25 protein-coding genes and 1 riboswitch are annotated in these 23105 nt (G+C 42.2%); of the genes, 7 read left to right on the top strand and 18 right to left on the bottom strand.

Annotated features, from left to right (window positions below):
• Window positions 1-110: 110 nt before the first annotated feature.
• Window positions 111-1994, top strand: a complete 1884-nt coding sequence (locus G457_RS0105455; RefSeq protein WP_026945562.1) for a TIGR00341 family protein — start codon at window positions 111-113, stop codon at window positions 1992-1994.
• Here G457_RS0105455 and G457_RS0105450 read toward each other — a convergent pair whose 3' ends face one another.
• From G457_RS0105450 to G457_RS0105400, 11 genes are all read right to left on the bottom strand, one after another.
• A complete protein-coding gene (locus G457_RS0105450) occupies window positions 1995-2297 on the bottom strand; it encodes an AtuA-related protein (protein WP_026945561.1) in 303 nt (100 codons plus the stop codon).
• 106 nt (window positions 2298-2403) lie between these two features.
• A complete protein-coding gene (locus G457_RS0105445; RefSeq protein ID WP_026945560.1) occupies window positions 2404-3726 on the bottom strand; it encodes an acyclic terpene utilization AtuA family protein in 1323 nt (440 codons plus the stop codon).
• Between the two features lies 1 nt (window position 3727).
• Entirely contained in the window at window positions 3728-5011 is a 1284-nt protein-coding gene (locus G457_RS0105440; RefSeq protein ID WP_026945559.1) for a CitMHS family transporter, read from the bottom strand.
• A 165-nt stretch (window positions 5012-5176) separates the two neighbouring features.
• Window positions 5177-5557, bottom strand: a complete 381-nt coding sequence (locus G457_RS21095) for a hypothetical protein (protein ID WP_051260714.1) — start codon at window positions 5555-5557, stop codon at window positions 5177-5179.
• A 67-nt stretch (window positions 5558-5624) separates the two neighbouring features.
• A complete protein-coding gene (locus G457_RS0105430; protein ID WP_026945558.1) occupies window positions 5625-6359 on the bottom strand; it encodes a hypothetical protein in 735 nt (244 codons plus the stop codon).
• Window positions 6360-6426: 67 nt separating this feature from the next.
• Complete coding sequence (locus tag G457_RS0105425) at window positions 6427-6750, bottom strand: 2Fe-2S iron-sulfur cluster-binding protein (protein ID WP_026945557.1); 324 nt, start codon at window positions 6748-6750, stop codon at window positions 6427-6429.
• A gap of 15 nt (window positions 6751-6765) precedes the next feature.
• Complete coding sequence (locus G457_RS0105420; protein WP_026945556.1) at window positions 6766-7770, bottom strand: NAD(P)/FAD-dependent oxidoreductase; 1005 nt, start codon at window positions 7768-7770, stop codon at window positions 6766-6768.
• A gap of 72 nt (window positions 7771-7842) precedes the next feature.
• Window positions 7843-8292 (bottom strand): MarR family winged helix-turn-helix transcriptional regulator, encoded by a 450-nt coding sequence (locus tag G457_RS0105415; RefSeq protein ID WP_035483180.1) that lies wholly within the window; start codon window positions 8290-8292, stop codon window positions 7843-7845.
• Window positions 8293-8346: 54 nt separating this feature from the next.
• Entirely contained in the window at window positions 8347-9324 is a 978-nt protein-coding gene (locus G457_RS0105410) for an ABC transporter ATP-binding protein (RefSeq protein WP_026945554.1), read from the bottom strand.
• A gap of 1 nt (window position 9325) precedes the next feature.
• The gene (locus G457_RS0105405) at window positions 9326-10351 is read right to left on the bottom strand and encodes an iron ABC transporter permease (RefSeq protein WP_026945553.1); all 1026 of its coding nucleotides are present in this window, start codon (window positions 10349-10351) and stop codon (window positions 9326-9328) included.
• Window positions 10341-11405, bottom strand: a complete 1065-nt coding sequence (locus tag G457_RS0105400) for an ABC transporter substrate-binding protein (RefSeq protein ID WP_248602820.1) — start codon at window positions 11403-11405, stop codon at window positions 10341-10343. The genes G457_RS0105405 and G457_RS0105400 overlap by 11 nt, the downstream gene beginning before the upstream one ends.
• A 166-nt stretch (window positions 11406-11571) precedes the next feature.
• A riboswitch (cobalamin riboswitch) is annotated at window positions 11572-11773 on the top strand.
• A 124-nt stretch (window positions 11774-11897) separates the two neighbouring features.
• On the opposite strand from G457_RS0105400, the gene G457_RS0105390 reads away from it, so the two are divergent.
• Window positions 11898-13736: a TonB-dependent receptor gene (locus G457_RS0105390; RefSeq protein ID WP_026945551.1), complete on the top strand. Its 1839-nt coding sequence runs from the start codon at window positions 11898-11900 to the stop codon at window positions 13734-13736.
• Window positions 13733-14785, top strand: coding sequence for a YncE family protein (locus G457_RS0105385; RefSeq protein ID WP_035483178.1), 1053 nt, complete (start codon window positions 13733-13735; stop codon window positions 14783-14785). Before G457_RS0105390 ends, G457_RS0105385 begins: the two co-directional genes overlap by 4 nt.
• A 72-nt stretch (window positions 14786-14857) precedes the next feature.
• Here the strand turns inward: G457_RS0105385 and meaB are convergent, their stop codons facing one another.
• On the bottom strand, window positions 14858-15847 hold the full coding sequence (gene meaB / locus G457_RS0105380; RefSeq protein ID WP_035483175.1) for a methylmalonyl Co-A mutase-associated GTPase MeaB: 990 nt from the start codon (window positions 15845-15847) through the stop codon (window positions 14858-14860).
• Complete coding sequence (locus tag G457_RS0105375; RefSeq protein ID WP_035483172.1) at window positions 15840-16268, bottom strand: hypothetical protein; 429 nt, start codon at window positions 16266-16268, stop codon at window positions 15840-15842. The genes meaB and G457_RS0105375 overlap by 8 nt, the downstream gene beginning before the upstream one ends.
• A gap of 30 nt (window positions 16269-16298) precedes the next feature.
• Between G457_RS0105375 and G457_RS0105370 the strand changes: the two genes are divergently transcribed.
• From G457_RS0105370 to G457_RS0105360, 3 genes are read left to right on the top strand one after another with little or no spacing between them, the layout of a single operon-like run.
• Window positions 16299-16832, top strand: coding sequence for a CopD family protein (locus G457_RS0105370; RefSeq protein WP_026945547.1), 534 nt, complete (start codon window positions 16299-16301; stop codon window positions 16830-16832).
• A gap of 4 nt (window positions 16833-16836) precedes the next feature.
• On the top strand, window positions 16837-17493 hold the full coding sequence (locus G457_RS0105365; protein WP_026945546.1) for an SCO family protein: 657 nt from the start codon (window positions 16837-16839) through the stop codon (window positions 17491-17493).
• A complete protein-coding gene (locus G457_RS0105360; protein WP_026945545.1) occupies window positions 17490-17939 on the top strand; it encodes a c-type cytochrome in 450 nt (149 codons plus the stop codon). The genes G457_RS0105365 and G457_RS0105360 overlap by 4 nt, the downstream gene beginning before the upstream one ends.
• On the opposite strand, the gene G457_RS0105355 is transcribed toward G457_RS0105360, so the two are convergent.
• On the bottom strand, window positions 17933-18358 hold the full coding sequence (locus G457_RS0105355) for a hypothetical protein (protein WP_155847088.1): 426 nt from the start codon (window positions 18356-18358) through the stop codon (window positions 17933-17935). The genes G457_RS0105360 and G457_RS0105355 overlap by 7 nt on opposite strands.
• Window positions 18359-18579: 221 nt before the next feature.
• Between G457_RS0105355 and G457_RS0105350 the strand changes: the two genes are divergently transcribed.
• A complete protein-coding gene (locus G457_RS0105350) occupies window positions 18580-19407 on the top strand; it encodes an aminotransferase class IV (protein WP_026945543.1) in 828 nt (275 codons plus the stop codon).
• Between the two features lie 5 nt (window positions 19408-19412).
• Here G457_RS0105350 and G457_RS0105345 read toward each other — a convergent pair whose 3' ends face one another.
• The 4 genes from G457_RS0105345 to G457_RS0105330 all read right to left on the bottom strand — a co-directional run bounded on the left by G457_RS0105345 (window position 19413) and on the right by G457_RS0105330 (window position 23095).
• Window positions 19413-19820 (bottom strand): hypothetical protein, encoded by a 408-nt coding sequence (locus G457_RS0105345; RefSeq protein ID WP_051260711.1) that lies wholly within the window; start codon window positions 19818-19820, stop codon window positions 19413-19415.
• Window positions 19821-19918: 98 nt separating this feature from the next.
• A complete protein-coding gene (locus tag G457_RS0105340; protein ID WP_026945541.1) occupies window positions 19919-21286 on the bottom strand; it encodes an ABC transporter permease in 1368 nt (455 codons plus the stop codon).
• On the bottom strand, window positions 21283-21915 hold the full coding sequence (locus tag G457_RS0105335; protein WP_026945540.1) for an ABC transporter ATP-binding protein: 633 nt from the start codon (window positions 21913-21915) through the stop codon (window positions 21283-21285). The genes G457_RS0105340 and G457_RS0105335 overlap by 4 nt, the downstream gene beginning before the upstream one ends.
• A gap of 4 nt (window positions 21916-21919) precedes the next feature.
• Complete coding sequence (locus tag G457_RS0105330) at window positions 21920-23095, bottom strand: hybrid sensor histidine kinase/response regulator (RefSeq protein WP_026945539.1); 1176 nt, start codon at window positions 23093-23095, stop codon at window positions 21920-21922.
• Window positions 23096-23105 lie beyond the last annotated feature (10 nt).

Genomic DNA, 23105 nt, shown 5'->3' with positions numbered 1-23105 from the left:
TGTAGAAAGATGCGAAATTCTAAATGAATTATACCATTACAAGAGATCCCCGCCTTTTGTAACGGAAAAAAAATTAAACTAGATTGAAACTTATACTGCCTTAAAAGAAAATGAACAACTACCTCCTCATCTACGATCCAAATTTGGATGAAAGCGAGCGTCAGAATTTTTTCGAGAAACTGGAGCCCCAACCTCAGCAATTTATCGCTTACGAATCTGAGAATTGGGATCAGTTTTCAGAGTCTGACGTACTTCTTCTTTGGGTAAATGATGAGCAGGGCTATTCCATCCTTCGATCGATTCCCGATCAGGGACCTAGCTTGGTATTTTTGCCACACCCAGATCTCAAGATGATCGCTCGATCCTTGAATATCCCGAGCTCAAAAGAAAAGGCTTTTCGACTTTTCTCAGAAAGTGAATCGATTCCAAACTTCGATTTACTCAAGATCAATGAGAAACTCTGTATGAACTCTCTTGTCATCGGAGATTCGCTCAGTGTGCTCTATGATTCATTTGGAAAAAGCTTTTTCGGAAACCTGAAGGATCGATTTTCCAGGTTTTTTATGCTTTTCAGAAAAGTAGATCTCAAGCAAGTTAAACTAAGCTACCTCTCCGGAGAGGAAGAAAAAACTATAGAAACTGCGGCGATGGGCATTTTAGCTGTGCCGCATTGTGAGAGCAATTTGATTTTCAAGCGTGTCATCAAAGATAGTGGACTCGATGACGGGCTCATTCACGTAATTTTAGTATCACCCAAAAGTCTCTTTTCCATCATCCAATTTGGAATTCAGCACCTTTTCTTTCCGATCAAAGGATCTACCATACCTGAATTTTTGACCTATATCTCCACTTCAAAAATGACGATTGAAAGCCATTCTGCCCTGACCTTTGCGATAGATGGAGAAGAACTTCAAGGTGAAAAAATTGAGCTAAATATCGATGAAAGAAAGGTCAAGATTCTTCCAGGATTTGAAAAGCTGAAGGAAAAGGAATTCAAGCAAAAAGAAATAAATGTCCAAAAGCTGCCTACTGGAAAACTTCGAGAGGAGCTGACGCGTCGACACTTACCTTGGGTCAGGCATGCTACCACGGAGGAATTCAAAGAGCTTTTTACCACTCTAAAACAGAATGCTCAGGCTTCATCTAGCTATTTGGTCTTGATGGCACTTTCTACATTGATTGCTACGTTTGGGCTTTTTGGAAACTCCACACCTGTAGTAATCGGAGCCATGATCCTAGCGCCCCTGATGGGTCCGATTATTTCGCTTTCCATGGGAGTGCTCAGACAAGATGATATTTTGATCAAAAACAGCCTGATCACGCTATTTTGGGGGATAGTGATCGGTCTTTTTTTCGCAGTAATAATTACCTGGATCACTCCCCTCAAAGTCCCCAATTCTGAAATTGTGGCTCGAATCCGTCCTAACTTATTGGATTTGGGAATCGCTATTGCATCGGGTATTGCAGGTGCCTATGCGCATTCCAAGGAAGAAATCGCCAAAACCTTGGCAGGAGTAGCCATATCAGTGGCTTTAGTGCCACCTTTGGCCGTGGCTGGAATAGGCTTGGGCTGGGGTGATTGGAATATCTTCTGGGGCGCAAGCCTGCTACTCGGCACCAATCTAGCTGGTATTGTAATGGCCGCTGCAGTGACATTTCTGATCCTAGGCTTCAGCCCCTTCCGATTGGCAAAAAAAGGAATCCTAATTACGATATTGATGTCCGTTTTGGTGACTGCTCCCTTGGCTTTGAGCTTTAGAGATATGGTCAAAGAAAACAGGCTGATTCAAGATCTCAGCGGAAAAGAAATCCCTCATGGATTACTGAGAAAAGTGGATGTGGTAGGGTTAAATCCTTTGCGCTTATCGGTGACTATTTTGTCTGACAAGGAACTTAATCAGGGTGATTTTCAAGCAATCAAAAAAGAAATTGAGGAAAAAATTAATCAGCCCATTGAATTGGAATTAACTCTTGGAGTGAGGGTTTTTGACTAATTAGATTTCCATTTCTAAAAGCGCATAACTCAGACTTTTTCCGTGCGCATCCAAAGCCAAAGAGGTAGTGACCCCACCTGCTAATGCATCTTCGCAGGTGAATTGCAATGCATGTATCGATGGCAATACATAGCGGGTTACATTTCCTTTAATCTGCCCTTTAAGATGGCTTTTTACCCGGTCAGCAGTGATATTCTCCACGAGCCAATCAAAGTCTTTTGAATCAAAGGGGATCAGCGAAAGTACAAGTATATTCCCTTTATCACCTGCTCGACTGTGGGCTATGTCCGCTAATTTTTTCATATGTTTATTTTTGCTTTTCAATGGTCATATGGAATCTCGCAGGCTTGATAGTCATACTAGTGTGAGATGCCAACATCATGTCTGCCTGCGGAAGGCAGGCTCGATTTCATGTTGAAAGTAGATTAACATCAGGTTTAACTTGATCTCTATTTAGAAGAGTGGATACCACACCCACCACTTGAGTGACCATTTTTCTAGCACCTCCCCCACCTGCAGGTCCATTGGTATAAAGCGCCTCTACTTCCTCACCGATGAGTTGGGCTAGCTCCATGGTTTCGCAGATTCCGGCCACACGCAGTCTTACTTCGTAAGGGCTGGAATTCTTGGATAATTCAGCGGGATGAAGGGAATTCAAACCGATAAAATCAACCCTAAGGTTTGGAACCAGACTTTTTATTCGCTTTTCGATAATCTCACCTGCCAAACGGGCTCTTTCAACAGCATGGCTTCCAGCATAAGAAATTTCGCCTTCACCTTTGAATCCTGCCTCATACCCAACACTGACTTTATATTTTTCTGGTTTTTCCATTCCACCGCCGCCAGTGACTTGAAGTTGATTGGAAGCAATTTTTTCAAATTGGACACTCGAAAAATCAGCAATCACATCGGGAGTGATATATTGATAAGGATCTAAGACCTCATACAGCAGCTGCTCTTTTGCAATCCGTTCAGAAATGATCCCTCCAGTCCCTTCAACCTTGGAAATAATCCCTCTTCCATCCGGAAACACATCCACAAAAGGATGCCCTAATCGGTCTAAATCAGGAACAGGTTTAGAAATAGGATCGGCAAAATAGCCGCCTGTCAATTGTCCTGCACATTCCAAAAGATGCCCCAAGACCGTACCTTTTCCCAATAAATCAAATTGGTCCAATTCCCAACCAAATTCATAAATCATCGGTGCCAAAAAAAGCGAAGGGTCAGCAACTCTTCCTGTGATAATTATATCAGCATCAGTGGCCAAAGCTGATAAAATTGCCTCTACACCCAAATATGCATTGGCTGAAACAAGTTTCCCTTCAGATTGAAGGGGCTGATTATTTTCAAGGGAATGCTCCTCGCCGGAAATAAATTCTAAGACATCATCTCCAATGACCGCCGCAACTTTTATGGAAAGATTTTGAGATTTACCCAGCTCTATGATTCTCTTAGCGCCTGCTACCGGATTTGCAGCACCCATATTGGTAACAAGTCGTGTTTTATGATGAAGCAATAAAGGAAGCAAGTCCTTGAGCCGTTTTTCCAAAAGCACATCATACCCAGACTCAGGATTTTGCAGCTTCCTTTTTTGAGCTAAAGCAATCGTCCGCTCAGCTAGGCATTCCAGGACTAAATAATCCAGATTTCCTTTTTCCGTAAGAATCAATGCAGGCTCGATCCGATCTCCCGAAAAACCCGCTCCACAACCGATTCTGATTTTGTCTTTCATATCAAATATGGATTACTCCGATTAGTATGGCAACGGTCAACATCACCAAGCTTACCAAGAAAGCCAGAGGAATGGTCTTTTTCTGATGATCTCCTAAATCAACACCTGCCAAACCTACTAATAAGTAGGTGGAGCCTGTCAAAGGACTTACCGGAAAACCGGTGGTCATTTGACCAAAAATAGCTGCCTGTCCTACTTCAAGGCCACTAACTTGGAAAGATTCAGCAGTGGATGCAAGTAGCGGTAAAATCCCAAAATAGAATGAATCCGGATCAAAGATCAGACTGGCAGGCATGGAAATAATTCCCGTCAAAAGTGGAAGTTGTTTTCCTAAAAATTCAGGAAGAATCACCTGAATTCCATCTGCCATCGCTTCCATCATACCACTCCCTTTTAAAATACCTGTAAAACATCCCGCTGCGAATAAAATACTTGCCATCAGCAAGGCTTCCTTGGCATGCGCATCGACTCGTTCCTTTTGATCCGAAACTTTGGGGAAGTTAAAAACAAGGGCTATCCCAAAGGCAATCATGAATACCGCATAGGGAGGAGCCCAGCCCAATACAATGGAAGTAACAGCTAAAAGGATCAACCAGATATTTACCAAAAATTTCCATTTTGGAAGCCTGATATCATCTGCATGAGAACCATCAATTCTGATCGAATCTGAGAGTGGTACGTTTATTCGTTCTTTTTTTCCCAAGAAATAGGCAATCCCCAAAACTGTCAGTAATCCCGCTAAAAAGGGAATAAATACTGGATTGAATAACTCTGTAACGGAAACCTCCAAAGCTGATGCGGCACGAATAGTAGGACCACCCCAAGGCAAAATATTCATAGTACCTGCTGCCAAAGCAGTGGTCGAAGCCAAGGTGAGACGACTCATTCCCAACTGATCATATACTGGCAACATAGCTGGGATTACGACAAGGAAAGTAACCGCACCAGAACCATCCAAATGGACAAGCATAGCCAAAATAGCCGTAACCATGACTATTTTCAAGGGATCATTTCCTGCCAATCGAAGGAGTTTGGAAATAATGGGTTTGAATGTACCTGCATCCATGAGTACTCCAAAAAACAGGATGGCAAAAACGAACATCACGCCAGTTGGCGCTATGGATGAAATCCCTTCCGAAATCATCTGAGGAAGTTCGCTAGTTTTCCCTGCAATAATCCCCGTCAGCACAGGCACTAATATCAATGCAACAACCGCAGAGGTCTTTTTGGTAAGAATCAAAAAAAGAAGCAAAGAGATAGTCAGAACACCTAAGAGTGCGAGCATGGAGTATTGATTGAAACCTTGAATAACAATAGAATCTGAATTGCCCTAAAGTTTAAGCTGGCGGTTAGCCAAAATAATTAAAGGGGTAGCTGTCTATTTTTACCCATACTGGATTAGCTCCTCAAGAAAATCAAAAAAAATATTGTTTCAAAACGAAACAATAACCTATTCATAGACGAAAACTGGTTTTCCTTCCTGGCATATCACGGATTTAGGGGGAGAAACATACATGCAGTCCGAAAAACGATTGTTCTGAATATTATCCTGTTCCTGAAGCTCATTGTATCGCTTGACTTTCGCTAAAAACTCTGGAACATTGATACTTTTAGGATAGGCAATGTATTCCCACGGGTCTCCACAAGGCTTACTTCCTAAAGGGGTAAAATTCCACTCTTCAGCATCCAAACAGGTCTTCGATTGGGCAAGCTCATCAATTTCTTGTCGAAGAAGAGCCATTTCAGTGGCAAGATCTACCTTTTGCTCGCCCTCAAAAGCAAAGCAGGCAGAAAGAAAAAGCAAAAGAACTAAACCGTAATTTATTTTCATGATTATCTAAAAACCTTACCTTCAATACGATTTTGAGTCAAAAAACGATACAAACCCCCGGAAAATACTACATGCTATCATAGCGACCAATCGAATAAAGATTTCCATAAGAATCATAGCGACGCAAAACCAATAAAAACGTAACGGGGAAATTTACTTTATTATCATACCAGGGGTCAAAATACCAAATAGACCTTCTAATCATCGATTCAATTTGTTTATCTGCTGTCGTATTAAACCCTGTTAGTGTCTGAATCTCCAATAAATACTTAGAGTAATATTTAACTACATATACTCCAAAATCATTTATAGGCTTTGGAATTTTGAATACACTAATTTTATCAAAAAAATCATTCTTATAACTTTCGATCAAAAAGGTATCAGAAAAATCAATCCTTGTTTGTGAAACTATTTCAAGGATCTCCAATTCCCTTTTCAAAACATAATGATACCAAACTGGGAAATGCCTACCCAAACATAGATTTGTGATATGCCTCCCATTTTCTTTGGGCAAGTACATAAGGTATTTCTCCCCTTCTTCCAAGTCTCCTCCCATACACAAATTATTATTGTCAAAACCAAAGTAGAAATGGTCTATTTCTTTTCCTTTAAAAATTTTGGTGACTTTAAATTCTACCTTTTTGGATTTTGTAGCAGGATCTTGCTCGTAAACTTTTTCAACTAATCCAATTCCCACAAAATCCGAAACTCTAAAAGCATCATCAAGGGGCAAAAAGGTACATTCACATGCAAAAAGGCGAGTACTCATCCCCAGAAAAAACAAAACAAGAAGAAAACGCATGAAGTAATTTAACAAAAAAGCCACCTGTTTCCAGATGGCTTAGCGAAATTTATCATTTGTCTTTTGATCAGACTACATCCTCTCCACGCAACTTCAATACCGCTCCTTCTAGCATATCCGACACCCGGATTTGGCAGGAAAGTCGGGAAGTGGGAAAATATTCCGGTAGGTTTTCCAGTTGATCCAATTCCATATCGGTAGCCTCGCCTAGCTCATCCGGTCCCTCGAGAATCTCGATATGGCAGGTAGCACAAAGGGCCATTCCTCCACAAGTCGCCAAAATGGGATATTCTGAGGCTTTTAAAATCTCCATGAGGCTGAATCCCATATCGGTTGGAGCCTCTACTTCTTGGCGATTGCCGTCTTGATCTTCAACTGTAAACTTTACCATGCCGCAAAGATAGAATTAAAAGGCATTGACGCCATTCACGGTTGTGTATTTGAAACTTAATTTTTGATCCGGATACACGTATTTGAAGGCTGAATGCATCATGATCGCTGCTTCATGGAAACCACAAAGGATCAATTTCAATTTGCCCGGATAGGTATTGATGTCACCGATCGCATAGATTCGCTCCACTCCTGTCGAATAGTCTCGGGTATCCACCTCAATGGCATTTTTATCAATAGAAAGTCCCCAATCTGCAATGGGACCAAGCTTTGGACTCAAACCAAAAAGCGGAATCAAATAATCGGTTTCGATTTTAAATTCGGTCTTGGTTTTATCAGTGAGCGTCACCGAATCCAACTTTCCGTTTCCGGAAATCTCTTTCAGGTTTGCAGAAAGAATCAAATCGATTTTTCCTTCACTAGCCAAATCAAAAACCTTGGCAGCAGAATCAGGAGCACCTCTAAAGGTCTCATTTCGGTGAACAAGTGTCACTCTCTTAGCCACATCAGCTAAATAAATGGTCCAGTCCAGTGCAGAGTCACCTCCACCTGCCAAGACCACATTCTTATCTCTGAAAGTCTCCGGGTTTTTCACCATGTAGGTAACTCCTTTGCCTTCAAAAGTCTCCAAATTATCCAAAACAGGCTTTCTTGGTTCGAAGCAACCTAAGCCTCCCGCAATAACGATTACTTGAGCATGAACCTGAGTCTTATCGCTCGTGGTTACGATATAGCTTCCATCCTCTTGCTTCTCTAAGTGATCGACACGCTCTCCTAGAGTGAAAGTAGGTTTGAAAGGCTTGATTTGCTCCATCAAATTATCCACAAGTTCCTGCGCTTTGACCTCAGGGTACCCTGGAATATCATAAATTGGTTTTTGAGGATATATCTCTGAAAGCTGACCACCCACCTGCGGTAAAGCGTCAATCAAATGGCATCGCATTTTCAATAAGCCTGCTTCAAAAACTGCAAATAGGCCTACCGGGCCGGCTCCGATGATACAAAGATCTGTCTGAATCATGATAGGTATTTTTTGGGAAAACCCCGTGTTAATCCAATTTGTTCGTATAAATATTATTAGTATGCTAAATAATTATTCTTCCATCACCTGACCGCCAAGGTTCTGATAAATGGTATTCAGAATTCGCTTAAACTCCTCAAAATCCTCTTCGTTCAGATTCTCCCAAGCTTTTTCGCGAATTTGAAGGATTTTTGGACGTAGGGCTGTGACTTTGGACACGCCTGAGTCTGTCAAGTGCAACTGAAAGCTCCTTCTATCTTGAGGATGAGGAACACGCTTTACATATTCCTTTTTGCTAAGCAAATCAATGATCCTGGTCAAGGTCGGATGATCTTTGAACACCAAGTTTGCCAACTCGGTTTGGCTCATCGGACCAAATTCTGAAAGATTTTTCAGAACCAGCCACTGATCGACCGTCACATCAAAATCTCCCTGCTTAAACTGCTGCTGGGCATATTGTTTTACCTTTCGGGCAGTTCGATCGAGAAGAAATGAATACTTGGCAAATTGCTCCTGTGTCATACAAATAATTAGTGTGACAAATATATGAATTTTCTTTATGATTTAGATAATCACCTATCTCAAAGAAGAAGGGGACTCTTCAAAAAAATCAGCAATTGAATGATAGATTCGCTCCCCTACCTGAATTCGAAATGGATTATCTAGAACTTGGATTCGCTCATCGGTCCAAAAGCTAGATTTGCGTTTTTTGAGGGCTTTTTCCAGCCAAAAAACAAGGTCCTCAGAGCCTTGTATTTGCCAGCCTGAATCATCAGAGCGCAGGTTGACTTTCCCTCTTTTTGGATCAAAAAAGAATCTATCTTTTGGAAGCAACTCGTTGATCTGTGCATTCAGGATCAAATCTTCAGGCAGGCCTGCGATCAGCGGACTCCCACAATTCATCAACCATAACTGATGGGCTGTCTCAATCGCAATATCCAAATCATGGGTTACTACAAGGATAGCCTTATCTTGGCTTTTGGCGATCTCCTGAAGCAGGAACATAATCTCATGCCTATTCACCAGGTCCAAATGGGAGGTAGGCTCGTCCAAAATAATGACCTTCCCGTCTTGAGCTAAAGCCCGAGCAATCATTGCCTTTTGACGTTGGCCGTCGGACAACTCACCGAGTCTCTCTTTCCGGAGAAAATCCATTTTGGTAGCGACCAGCGCCTCATTCACATATTTCCTGTCCAGTTCAGACAAGGTCCCGCTCCACTTTAGATAGGGAGTTCTTCCCAATCCTACCAATTGCTCGACAGTCATCTGTGCCGGAATGATCGGTTCACTGAGTACTACCGATAATTTCTTGGAAAGCTTTTCTCTTGGATAGTCTACAGGTGATTTTTCCAAAAGTTTAATCTCCCCTTCAAAAGGCCTGATTCGACCCAAAATCGCCTTGACCAAGGTAGACTTTCCCACACCATTTGGACCCAAAAGACAGGTCAACTGTCCTGAGTAGAGCTGAAAATTCAGGTCAGATAAAATCACCTTTCGATCTTGGCCTTTTTCATAGCCCAGTGATAGATTTTTACCTGTTAATACCTGATCCATTTCAAAATTCTTTACTGAAGTTTCTTTTTAGAACCAATGCTATCACAACGGGAGCTCCTACCAATGAGGTGACCGCATTGATCGGAAGGGTCTGGGCCGAACCCGGAAGTTGTCCGATGGTATCGCAAAGTAAAAGAAGCCCAGCTCCTAGTAATGCCGAACCGGGAAACAATATCCGATGATCTGCACTTTTCCAAACCAACCTGGCCAAATGGGGAACAGCTATTCCCACAAAGGCAATAGGACCACAGAATGCGGTGATACTCCCTGCTAAAATCCCAGTACTAATAATCACCAACCAGCGTAATCGAACTGGATTGATCCCCATGCTTTCGGCATAGGTCTCTCCAAGAAGTAATGCATTAAATGAGCGTGTCGCCAACAGCAAAGGAAAAGCTCCAATTGCCAGTAAAAGTCCCAAAAGCCCAACTTGATTCCACCCAAGGCCACCCAGACTTCCCATCGACCAAATGGTGTAAAGCTTCAATGCCTCTGCTTCGGAAAAAAAGGCCAATACCGAAATGATAGCCGAAACAGCAGCTCCAAACATAATTCCTACGATCAAAAGTGTCATGCTATCCCTGACTCGCCAAGCCACCAAACTCACCAAAGCCAATACTGAAACTGCACCAAGAATCCCTGCTATGGCAGTGGCCCAAGAGGAAATCACTATTCCGGAAAAACCCAAAAAGGAACCCGCCAAAAGAAGTATCGCAACTCCAAAACCTCCTCCAGAACTAATTCCAAGCACGTAGGGGCCTGCCAATGGATTTCGAAAGAAGGTTTGCATCTGAAGACCACTTAGACTGAGTGCGATTCCAGCCATGACTGCTACCAGGGATTTCGGAAATCGATAATTCAAGATAATCTCACGATGAGATGATTTCTCCCATTCTCCCGTGAATAGGCCCGAAAGTATGGTGTCGACCGGAATGGAGACCGAGCCCAAGCCCAGGTTGATCAGAAACAGAAAGACTAGGGCTACTGCAGCTAAAATAAAAAAGAAAGCGTTTTGGTTAGTTTTCATCGAGTTGACGATAAAAATACAAATCATAGCCTGGCAAAAGCTGTGGATGGAGAATTTTGATCAAATCCTTCAAAACCAAATCAGGCCGAACATAACCCAACTCAAAATACTCCAATCCTCCTTTTGGTCCCTTCTTTTTGGTGTAGGTATAAATGGATCCATTCTGGAATGCTTGAAAGGCACGATACCTCGGCTCAGCATCTCCCATTTGCTCTACACTTTCAAAGTCGGCTGAGCCAATCCAATTTGGGGCCTCCATTGCATGATCGAGCACATATTCATAACTCAACTGTATGCTCCCGCTTCCTCCTTGATCCGAAAAGACATAATCTCCACCTGCATTTTGGAGAATTTTCGCACCCCAGCTATCCGCTCCAGGTACGTACCAGACATCTTCATAAAGCACTCCTGACAAGACTTTTGGCCTTTTCAAATTAGTTTGGTTTTTGATTAATGCCTCAGCTTCTTGGTAGGCCATTTCGATTTCTTCAAAGACCCTGATAGCCTCCTCATATTTACCCAACATAATTCCAGTAAACTTGATCCACTCTGCCCTTCCCAGTGGATGCTGCTCCACATATTCTCCGTTAATCAGTGCAGGAACGCCTGATTGCCCCAACAAATCCAATTGCCTTAAATCCTCACCAAGCGTAGAAATCATCACCCAATCAGGCTGTAAATCAATCATCATTTCAAGATTGGCAGATGGTCCTGAGCCTAAATCAGTCATCATTCCTGATTCAATTTGTCCCCAAACCTTTTGGGAAGAAATCAGATCAAAATTGGGAAAGCCAATCAACTTATCTGTGTCACCTAGCAAATCCAAATGTGGAATTTGAGTGGTAGAAGTCAAAATCACCCGCTCGACAGGGAGCTTCACCACTGCGTCAACTTCAAGCTCAGGCTTCTCAACCTCTTCATTTAAAATCAAATAACGATAAGATTTATCCGCTCCTGTCCAAGGCTGATTGACTTCCAAAATCCAAAAACCTTCCCCCTTCTGAACTTCAAAGCCTTTGGCATAGGTCAAGGGGACAGTTTCTAAGCCAATCATCTCAGTTTTTGGAGACTGACAGCTGCTAAAAACTATGACTAAAAAGAAGAAAATTTGGTGAATCGGTCTCAAATTCATGTCATTAATCGATTCAAAGTAAGTGTATTGCCTTTCATAGAACAAAATTTTTTTCAACTACTTCTTTTCACCCGGCAAAAAGTCGCTTATGTTTGTGAAAGAATAAGGTTCCTGATTTTCAGCGAAAATCCAGGATTAAAAGGGAATCCGGTGAAATACCGGAGCTGTCCCCGCAACTGTAAGTTCTGAAGAAGCTTTTGCAAACCATGCCATTGAGTCGATTGAACATGACTTGAGAAGGCCGTAAAAGTAGAACGAGCCAGGAGACCTGCCTAATTCTGACAAGATTCTGTGCTTTCGGAGGAAAAGCGAAGAAGACATGCATTCAAAGGCTCTTTGGATCCTTTGCAAGATTCATATCTTCCCATTTCTCTTCAAGCCCGAATCGATTGAACCATTTTCATTCGATCAGGCATGATTTTATTTGTATGGGTACTTAGTCTGTTTGGCTTCCAAGCCGAGCAGCAAGACACGGTACGACTTCAGGAAATTGAGGTAAATGCGGCTGTTTTTGAAACATTTGGGCTAGGCAAAAAGCAGCTCAACTGGGACAAAGCCGCACTTGAAAACTATCAATCAAGGAGCCTAAGCGAACTGTTGCAGGAAAAAAGCCCTCTTTTTATCCGTCAATATGGACCAGGAATGCTTGCTTCACCCAATTTTCGTGGGACTTCTGCTGGGCACACGGCCGTTTTTTGGAATGGGATCCCAATCAATAGTCCTTCTTTGGGCCAAAGTGATCTTTCAATCATCCCATTGGCAGCGCCTGACCGAATCGACTTGATCTTCGGCTCAGATGGTGCTCTTTTGGGAAATGAAGCATTGGGAGGTTCTATTCTCCTGCAAAGTCAAGCCAATTTTCAAGAAAGTCCAACCGCCTCAATCAGCCAGGAAGTTGGTAGTTTTGGACAAAGTGCCACTGCATTTCAAGCTGGATTTTCTGGAGAAAAATTAGCTTTTCAGACAAAGATTTATTCCCAAAAGGCTGAAAACGATTACACTTTTAGAGACCTATCTTTACCAGGAACACCCGAAAAAACCCAGACGCATGCCGCCTTTTCCCAGAAAGGAATCCAACAGGATATTGCTTGGAGAATCAATCCCAGCCAGAGATTAAATACCTCCTTTTGGTACAATGAAGCCGATCGGAAAATCCAACCCCCCATGGGTTCAAGTACTCAGGACATCCAAGAGGATCAAAGCTTTCGACTATCCCTAGCGTATTTAAAATTCTGGAACAAAAGTAGCTTAGAAATACGCTCAGGTTGGGTCAGAGACGATCAAGTCTTCAACCAATCCTTCATCCAAACCTCCAGCTTTTTCCTGAGTGGTGATTGGGAAGGGGAAATCGGCAAAGAATGGAAAATCAGGCTAGGGAGTCGGGGAACACACATTCAAGGAAACCTATCTACCTATTCATCTACAGACCAAAGACTGGAGACCTATCAATTCATCAGGTTTTCCGGGCTAAATAATATCAACCTTTTCTTGAACCTTCGGCAATTGGTGGTGGATCAAAAATGGCAGCCTTTGCTTCCTTCATTGGGCATGGATTGGATTTTAAGCCCATCTTTCTCGCTAAAAGCATCTGTTTCCAAAGGACTGAAAGTACCCACGCTCAATGATCGTTTTTGGGAACCTGGCGGCAATCCAGAATTACTTCCCGAAGAAAGCTGGCAGGGAGAAACTGGCCTGAGATGGAATAAAGGCTTTTTCCATTCAGAACTTACATTTTTCGCCATGGATGTAGAAAACTGGATCATCTGGATACCAAAGGGAGCCATATGGTCTCCCGATAATATTCGACGAGTAAGAAATACCGGAATTGAATGGGCAGGCGGGACTGAATTCGCTATGGGTTCTACTAGACTTAAAATCGATTTGGCATACAATTACACCCAAGCCATCAATCAATCGAATTCAGAAGAATCTCCAACGTTTTGGAACAGACAGCTCCCCTACACTCCCGTACATCAGGCGCAAGGTGGTGTAGAATTGATTCGGGACGGATACTCATTCCGTCTGAGCTCCCAATATATCGGCCAGAGGGCGACAACGCTCGACCATTCCAGAATCATGGATGCATACTCGCTCACCCAGCTGCATTTGAATTACAAAAAGCTCTGGCTTGGCCCTGTACAAGTGCCTATTTCTTTGAGAATCGAAAATTTATTCAACAAATCATATCAAGTGCTCTACCTGAGACCTATGCCGGGTAGATCCATTCATTTAAACTTAAAAATCCAACTATGACAAAGAATCTATTCAAACCATTTTTGATCAGCTTTTTAGCAGTATCACTTTTCGCTTGCTCTGAATCAGAGCCTGAAAGACCTCTAGGCGAATACGAACAAGGCATACTTATAATGAATGAAGGTGCCTTTGGTGCCAATGATGGGGAAGTTTTCCATTTGAATACTAACACCGACGAACTAAAGAGTAATATTTTTGAACTGGAAAACGGCCGTCCTTTCGCAGGTCTTTTGCAGGACATGATTTTAGAAGAAGATCGCCTCTATCTAGTAGCCAATACTGGAAAAGTAGAAATTGTAGATGCGCGGGATTTCAAAAGTATAGGTTCAGTGACTGAAAATTTGGATGTACCCCGGTCTTTAGTAGCGAATAGCGACAAACTCTTCATTTCTGATTATGGGCCATATGAGTCTGATTTCAGTACCCCTAACTCTTACATTGCCGTGGTACAAAGCCTTGATGGAGGGACTGTTTCGAAGAAAATTCCTGTTTCCAGAAAACCAGAGGATATGATTAATGCCGGCAGGTATATTTTAGTGGCTGGCTCAGAGGAGGGTAAAGTAGAAGTGATTGATGCTCAGACAGAAGAAATCTTCAAAACAATCGACGTGGAAGGTAGACCAATGATGTTTTTTGAAGCAAATGGATTGGTTTACCTTTATTCCATCGCAAGTGAAGAAGTAATTTTTTACAGTTTCCATTTAGATAATTTCACTTTAAGGACTACCAATTATTACCCAATTGTCAATGCGACGGGAAAAATTGCGATTTCCCCCGAAGGTGTCGCATACATGCTGACTAGTTCAGGATGGCCTGATTACCAAGACGGAGTAGCTAAACTTGCTCTTTTTGATTCGGAAATAGATCTGGATTGGCACAACGGTTCGGGTTTTTATGGTATTTCCTACGATCCCTTACTGCGTGAGATTTACCTCACCAATTCAAATGGATTTCAAGGAAATGGAACAGTGACTGTTTTGGATGAACAGGCTATAGAAAGAAGAACTTACGAAGTGGGTAGAGGACCATCGGGCTTCCTTTTTAGATAAAAAAATAGCGCTGTCAATCCTATTAGGAGTGGCAGCGCTTTTTATTTTAAATATCATTTATTATAGAACCTTCTACTCTTTGAAGAATAGGCCCGTCAGTTCTTTTGCAAAAGCGATGGGATTAAGGGTGCCATTTTTGACAGCTTCCTTTCCTTCCGGCAATCGCTTCTGGATCTCTGAATGCTCCAAAAAAGCTTTTCCTAGAATAGACTGAATACTTTCATCTAACCAATTGAGGCGTTGCTTGGCTCGATTTTCATTCCAGAGTCCTCGCTCTACCATATGATTTTGGTATTCATAAATCTTCTTCCAACAATCGAACAGCCCATCACCTGTCAAAGACGACCCGATTGTGACGCTAGGATACCAGCCACTTTCTGATGGAGGAAAAAGATGCAAGGCATTCTGGTAGTGATTTTTGGCTCGTTTTGCAGCAGGAATAGTATCTCCGTCAGCCTTATTGATAAGAATTCCGTCTGCCATTTCCATGATCCCCTTTTTGATTCCCTGCAATTCATCGCCAGCACCTGCAAGCATCAAGAGGAGAAAAAAGTCCACCATGCCTTTCACGGCTGTTTCAGATTGCCCCACTCCTACTGTTTCAACTAGAATTACATCAAATCCAGCTGCCTCACAAATCAGCATGGATTCCCGGGTTTTGGAGGTGACCCCGCCTAAGGTTGTCCCGGAAGGGCTTGGCCGAATAAAAGCTCTGCGGTCTGCTGCCAATTTTTCCATGCGGGTTTTGTCCCCCAATATGCTACCCCCAGTTTTTTGACTGGAAGGATCTACAGCCAAGACAGCCACTTTCTTCCCTTGATCCAATAAAATCCTGCCAAAAGCCTCGATAAATGTACTCTTTCCCACCCCCGGTACTCCAGTGATTCCAATTCGAATCGAGTTACCCGTGTAGGGTAAAATTTCTTGAACCAATGCACTCGCCAAATCTGAATCAGCACTCAAATTACTCTCTACCAAGGTAATTGCCTGCGCCAAAACAGCTCGATTTCCAGCCAAAATCCCCGCTTTGTATTCCTCTAAAGATTTCCGCTTTTTAATCATTGTCATTAAAGGTAAATCGGCTTTCTCCAAGAATAGACTTCTCATAGCTCGCAAATAAATACTTTTCCCACTCTTTTGGAAAATGGGGTTCCTTGGGTGTTAGTGTCAATGATTCGCTAGGAGTATCCTTGAAGAAAAAAACCTTGGTCTTACCGTATTTAGTATGTTGCTGAGCTTCGCCAAATTCCTTCATCCAGCTTGAATCTGCATCCAAGACTTTTATTGCATAAATACGCAGCACCGGACCGGTATTATTTTCATTTCGGTAAAAATCTATTTCCTCATATTTCCCTTCGAATCGCTCCATTCCGGGCTGAGAAAAGCTTTCCATCATAATGTAGATAAGGAGTGCTGTTATAGCCAGAGAAATAAACAGAATCAGTCGACGAGAGTTCTTCAAATTATTAGGGGTTATTGGCATTTGGCCTTAATTTAGCCCAAAATTCTGACAATGGGATTCGAATACATCAAGGCCCTTCACATCATTTTTGTAGTCACTTGGTTTGCAGGGCTTTTCTACATCGTCCGCCTTTTCATCTATCAAACGGAAGCCATGGAGCGACCAGAGGCCGAGCGAGCGATTCTCAAGCCTCAACTTGACCTGATGGCCTCTCGACTATGGTACATTATCACTTGGCCATCTGCTGTTTTAACACTCATTTTTGGATTCTGGGTTTTGACCTATCGAATGGGCTACCTTCAGCTGGGATTTATGCATGCCAAGCTTGGCTTTGTAGCCCTACTCTACGGATATCACATAGGCTGTCATATTCTTTTCAAAGAAATACAAAAAGGCCGAACTCGCTGGACATCCACACAGTTAAGAATCTGGAATGAGGCTTCGACCCTACTCTTATTTGCCATTGTTTTTCTTATTGTGCTGAAAAGCACAGTCAGTATGCTATGGGGCATTGTAAGTTTGGTTGGGTTAGGCGTCACATTGATGCTGGGAATCCGCATTTATAAAAAATTCAGAAAAGATTAAAAACATGCATAAAGTCAAAATTCTCTTTTTTGCTTTGGGAGCCATACTCTTCTGGCAGTGTGAAAGCCCTCAATCAGGGTCTGATGGAGGAGGAAGCTTACCGATTTTAGGAAATCGCCATGTGGATCAAATTGAGCGGGATGGAAAAATGGTTGAAGATACCGTATATCATGAAATCGCTGATTTCGAATTCGTCAACCAACTGGGTGATACCATTTCCAATGCGGATGTTGAGGGGAGAATTTATGTGGCAGATTTCTTCTTTACTACTTGCCCCACCATCTGTCCGATCATGAAAAAGGAGATGCTGAGGGTTTATGAAGCTTATAAGGACAACCCAAATTTCCTCATTTTAAGCCACTCCATAGACCCTACACATGATACCCAGGAAGTATTGAAAGTCTACGCCGAAAAGTTAGGGGTGAACGATGCCAAAACTTGGAATTTCCTAACCGGAGATGCTGAAAAGATCTATGAGATTGGTCAAACAAGCTACCTCACCACTGCTATGGAAGATCAAAATGAACCCGGTGGTTTTCTACACAGTGGAGCTTTTGTGCTTGTAGATGGCGATGGTCACATCAGAGGAGTGTATGATGGAACCAAATCTGATCAGGTAGATCGCTTGATCCGCGATATTCCAAAATTACTCGAGCAATGAGAAAATTCATCTTTGCTTTTCTGATTTTGGCAGGAATCGCGTGCAGTCCAAAAAGCACCCAAGAGGAGAATTATCTGTCAGAAATCTCCGATCCAGATGTCATGAAATATGCCATACATGGCAAGACACTCTATGAAAACTACTGCGCAAATTGCCATCAGGCTGACGGCAAAGGACTTGGAAAACTCATCCCTCCTCTAAAGGATGCAGACTACTTTCGAGCTAGTATTCCGCGGGCAGTTTGGATCATGAAAAATGGGCAAAAGGGCGAAATAATGGTCAACGGACAAGTCTACGATCAGCCTATGCCTGCCAATCCAAACTTAAAACCACTGGATATCGCTCAGATTTCCACGTACTTGTACAATATTTGGGGCATGAATGAAGGTGTAATTACTTCGGCTGAAGTAGAGAAGTATCTCCAAGAAGCACCAGAGAATTATTGATCTTCCAATAGACTGGAAGCTTTTGCTAAAGCAGTCTTGATGTCCTCATTGACTTTTTGGACCTTGACCATTTGATCCTCTAGGTAGGCCTTTACTTCCTCAGGGCTGCGTTCTCCGTTTTCCTGCTCATATTGTCTCATCCAAACAAACATCCCCTCATGGGCTTGGTTCAGATCATAAGCCAGCGCCTTTAGCTCTTGAACCCTCAAGCTATCCCCTTCTTCATTAGACTCAAGTTCCTCAGCCAGATTCAAAGCCTGTTTTTCAAGGTTTTTCAGTTTACCCATCTGAGGCATCACCTCATCATGAACTGCAATGACTTCATCTCTCAGTTCTTTATTTTGATCCGAAAGGGAAGGACCACAAGAGTAGATAAAAAAGATCGACAACAAAGTGAAAATGTATGAATACTTAGTCATGATTATCAGATATTTTATATTACTAATTCAATTTTTTCTGAGTTTAATTATAGTTTTTACTGCGAAGTAAACCATTAGGCAAATATAGAATTGGATTGGTATTTAAAGCGTACTTTGAAGAAAAATATAAGTTTAAAAATCAATATTTGATTCAAAGGGCTTAATTTCGAATTCAAGTTCTTAGCGGAAATCACCATTCAAATACCACAAATCATTCAATTATGAAACCATACTGTTTTGCAGATGGACAATTCGTCCCAACAAAAGATGCTACCCTCCACGCTTCAGATTTAGGTTTGATCAGAGGTTATGGCATTTTTGATTTTTTTAGGACAGTCAACTATCAGCCTTTGTTTTTGGAAGATTATTTGGATCGGTTCATTCGCTCTGCGGAAAAAACCTTTATTCCACTTCCCTACAGCCGCTCAGAATTAAAAGAAATAGTCACCGAACTTATCCAAAAAAACGATCTCAAAGCCGGTGGAATTCGAATGGTATTAAGTGGTGGAATGTCTGAAAACCATTTTTCCCCTGGAAAAGGAAAGCTATTTCTATTTGCAGAAGAACTCATTTTCCCTGCAAAAGAAAAATATGAGAAAGGCATCAAGTTATTGACTTTGGAACACGTCAGACCTATCGCCAGTATCAAAACCACCAATTATGCTTTGGCCGTATGGCACTCTCATATTTGGAAGGAGCAAGGAGCCGAAGATGTACTTTACCACCAAAATGGATATGTAAGCGAAAGCTCGAGAAGTAATTTTTTCATTGTGAAAAACAATGAAATCATCACCCCTTCTGAACACATACTATTAGGCATTACCCGAAAAAACATTCTAAAACTGGCAGATATCCCTGTCCACATCCGCCCATTAACCCTAAAGGAAACTCTTGAGGCTGATGAAGCTTTTATTACTTCTACTACAAAAATCCTTCTTCCTGTCACCCAAATCGATGAGCAACCTATCGGTACCGGGAAACCGGGCCCTATTTCATTGGACTTATTGAAGCGGTTTAAAAATCTAGAATCGGAGCTTACTAAAGCCTGAAAGCACTATTCAACTAACGTTGCGTCCTGAAGAATATACATGAGTTTTTCAGGATCTTTGGAATTCAAGGTTAGCTTGCCACGTACCTTCACTCTTTTCGAAGTGTATTTGATTGGGTTGGAAAGCATGACTTCCATTACCGTCTCAGGGCCTCCGGAACCACAGAAAAAGCATTCAGCCAAAGGAAGGCTTGATAAAATGATGTGATCCGGCTTAAACATCCCTTCAAAAGGAATGATATAGCCATCAGCCTCTACCATTTTGCCCTCAAGCTTCTGAATATTTTCAGAGAAGACAGGGACATAAAGCTCCCCAAATTCATCCTCACTGATTTTATAACTTACCTCGGCCAGATTTCTCCAGACATTATCTTGCTGAGCGAAAACAAAGTATGGCTTCGCGGCGAGGATCATGAACGCTAATACTAAAATTGGGCTTATTCTTTTCATCGATAAATTTCGGTTTACTATCAAAACAGCTTCAAATTTAAGCTTGTTCGAAAGTTGGTTGTTTATTTTCTTGTCAATTGATTGGCGATACTTGTCTGATAAGCGGACCAAGCGGGGATGGCAGAAGCCAAAACACCCACTGTTAACGCATAAATGACTATCCAAAGTTCAGCAGATAGGAAAGTCCATGCCTGCAGGCCAGCAGCAATCCCTTGTTCATTTTGCGCAGCTAAAATAGAGAGGAAACCATGGCCCAGCAATATTCCTAGTAGAGCTCCTAAGAAAGTCAAAGAAATGCCTTCTAGAAATATCAAAATCAGCAATTGAAATTTACTGGCACCAATAGCCCGGAGTACAGCCAAATCATAGCGCCGTTCTTTCAATGAATTGTAAAGGGCGATAAATATTCCCAAACCTGAAATCGCAATCAGCACAAAAGCCAATCCCTCCAATACTTGAACACCAACTCCAAGGAGCTCAAACAAGCGTGACATCTCGAATGAGGGAGAAGCTGCCTGCATATTCGTATTAGAATTGATCATCCGGGGTAGCTGTACGGCAGCCATGGGGCTTCGGTACTGAACCAGCAAGGTGGTAACCTCACGATCTTGATCCGTTGCCGGGAAACCGCTTTTGGCAACTGGGTGATGGAATTTGGCATCGTGGTCATGATCATGATTTTCGTGATCTTCTTCAGTATTTTCATAGTCATCCTCCTCAAGGTCAACTTCTTCGTTCTGATGCTCATGATCATGAGCAAGGGTATCTTGGTCTTCGCTTGTTTCCGAAGTCGGCTCCTCTTCACCTGATTCTTCTTCATCGTGCGTATACCATACTGACTCTATTGAAGTTAGGACCAGTCTATCTACTACATTTCCTTTTGGCTCCAAAACTCCAACCACTCGAAAATCATGATGATCGTGATCATGACTTCCCACACTAATGCCATGACTTCCCGTAAATGTATCTCCAAGCTTTAGACCAGATTTTTCAGCGACCATTGCCCCTAGCACCACCTCAAAAGGTTCTTCCCAGGCTTTCCCTGAAGAAAATCCGACCTCATACAAACTCAAATAGTCATGATTGGTGCCCACGATCCTGTAACCTTGATAGTTATCACCAAGTGCCATGGGGATAGTCTGCTTGACTAGGCGACTTCTAGAAAGGCGAACCGCCTCATTCATAGGAATATTTCCGACAGGAAAATCAACATGATAGACACTGGAAAGAATCAATTGCAGGGGACTTCCTTTGGCTCCCACCACCAAGTCGATGCCAGCTGCATCTTGCGTCATCTTTTTCTCAAACTGGTCCTGAATCAATAAGAGGACGGTAATAATTGCCAGGCCCAGAGCCAGAAGCAATACATTCAGCCCAGTGGATAAGGGACGAAAGGTCAGGTATTTCCAACTTAATTTAAAAAGGTTCATACGGATTTGACTTCGATGTAATTGGAAATTTGTTCTTTGACACGATGGTCATGCGTAACGATAATCAAGGCTGCCTGGATTTTAGTAGCTTGATCCTGCAGCAACTTGACCACTCGTTCTGCATTTTCGTCATCCAAACTTGAGGTAGGTTCGTCAGCAAGGATAAGTTTGGGACGATTGATCAAGGCTCTGGCGATAGAAACCCGCTGAGCTTCCCCTTCACTCAACTGATTCACAGGAGAATGTGATTTTTTTGATAAATCCAGTTCCTGAAGAAGCTCATCAGCATCTTGCCCATTTTTATTTGAAAAATAGCGCGCCATCATGAGGTTTTCCTTTACGTCAAGCGGTGCGAGTAAATGAGGTTTTTGAAAAACAATCCCAATATTCTCACCCCTAAAACGGTCCATTTTGCCGGAGTCAAGCTGATTAATAGCGGTGCCATCTAAAACAACCGAGCCTGAATGAGGGGAAAGTAATCCTGCAATAAGATTGAGCAAGGTGGTTTTTCCACTGCCTGACTTTCCTAAAACTAAAAGGGACTCTCCACGATCCAGGGAAATATCCTGAAAATGGTACTCCTTTTGACCCGGATGGGAAAACTTTAAATCTTTGGTTTGAAAGAGCATAGGATTATTTTACGGGAATCGATACTTCAAAGGTAGTGCCTTTACCTACTTCGCTCGTAAAATTGATTTCACCCTTCATTACTTCCAAGCACTTTTTTACGATTGACAGGCCAAGCCCCGAACCTTCTACGATTCCCACGTTTCTAGCTCTAAAAAAACGGTCATAGAGTTGGCTTTGTTCTGATTTAGGTATACCAATTCCAGAATCTTCAATTTTTCCTTTTAACATCCCGTCTTCGTAATCCAAATTGAAAATCACCTCTCCATTATCCTTGGAGTATTTGATGGCATTGGACAGCAAATTTTCAAAAACCTGATAGAGTAAATCCTGGTCCGATGTGATTGTCTTTGGCAGTTTTCCCAAATTGGTTTTGACCTTTACGCCGTTTTCCACTCCTGCCTGTGTAGTGTCTAGTACCTCCTTCACAAATGCACCCAAAAACAACTTTTTAGGTTTGTACTCCATTTGATTTGCATCTGCCTTTCCAAAAAATAGCACACTGGTTAGCAGGTTATTAAGTGCTCTGACCGAATTCTCGATCTTAAATGCATGCTTACTAATCTTTTGCTTAAAGGGATGATCCTTTTCGGCGTACATCTGTAATAGTTGAGCTGAGCTAAGAATGGAAGTAAGCGGAGTCTTAAAACCGTGAGAAACATTCAGGACGATCCTCGATTTCAGTTCGTTGATTTCGCGCTCCTTTTCCAAGGCCTTGGTAAGCTCTTTATTGGCTTCGTAAAGCTCAGCTGTCCTAAGCTTCACTTTTTCTTCCAATTCATTATTCAGCTTTTGCAGCTCCTTTTCTTTTCTATCCTTGAATATGGCCAGTTCGATAACCATATTTAATTCTCGGATATTAAACGGCTTAATTACATAGGCACTAGGGTTGGTTCCCACCACCTTATTAAGCGTCTCTGCATCCGAACTCGCACTCAAGTAGACAACAGGAATATCATATTTCTCATTGATTATTTCGGTTGTCTTGATTCCATCTAAGTCTCCTGCCAGATTAATATCCATCATGACAATATCAGCTGGCTGCTGTTCAAGGAGTTCCAAGGCTTTTTCCCCGGTATCAGCCACACCGATTATTTGATGGTTATTTTTTTCAAGAGCTCGCTGAAGCAAAAGTGCCGATACCGAGTCATCTTCTACGATGAGAATTTTTAAGGAAAACATCTAGTCGAGT

Source organism: Algoriphagus marincola DSM 16067 (assembly GCF_000429405.1).
GTDB classification, from domain to species: Bacteria; Bacteroidota; Bacteroidia; order Cytophagales; family Cyclobacteriaceae; genus Algoriphagus; species Algoriphagus marincola.
Note: the sequence above shows the minus strand (reverse complement) of the source record. Positions and strands in the feature narration are given on the sequence as shown.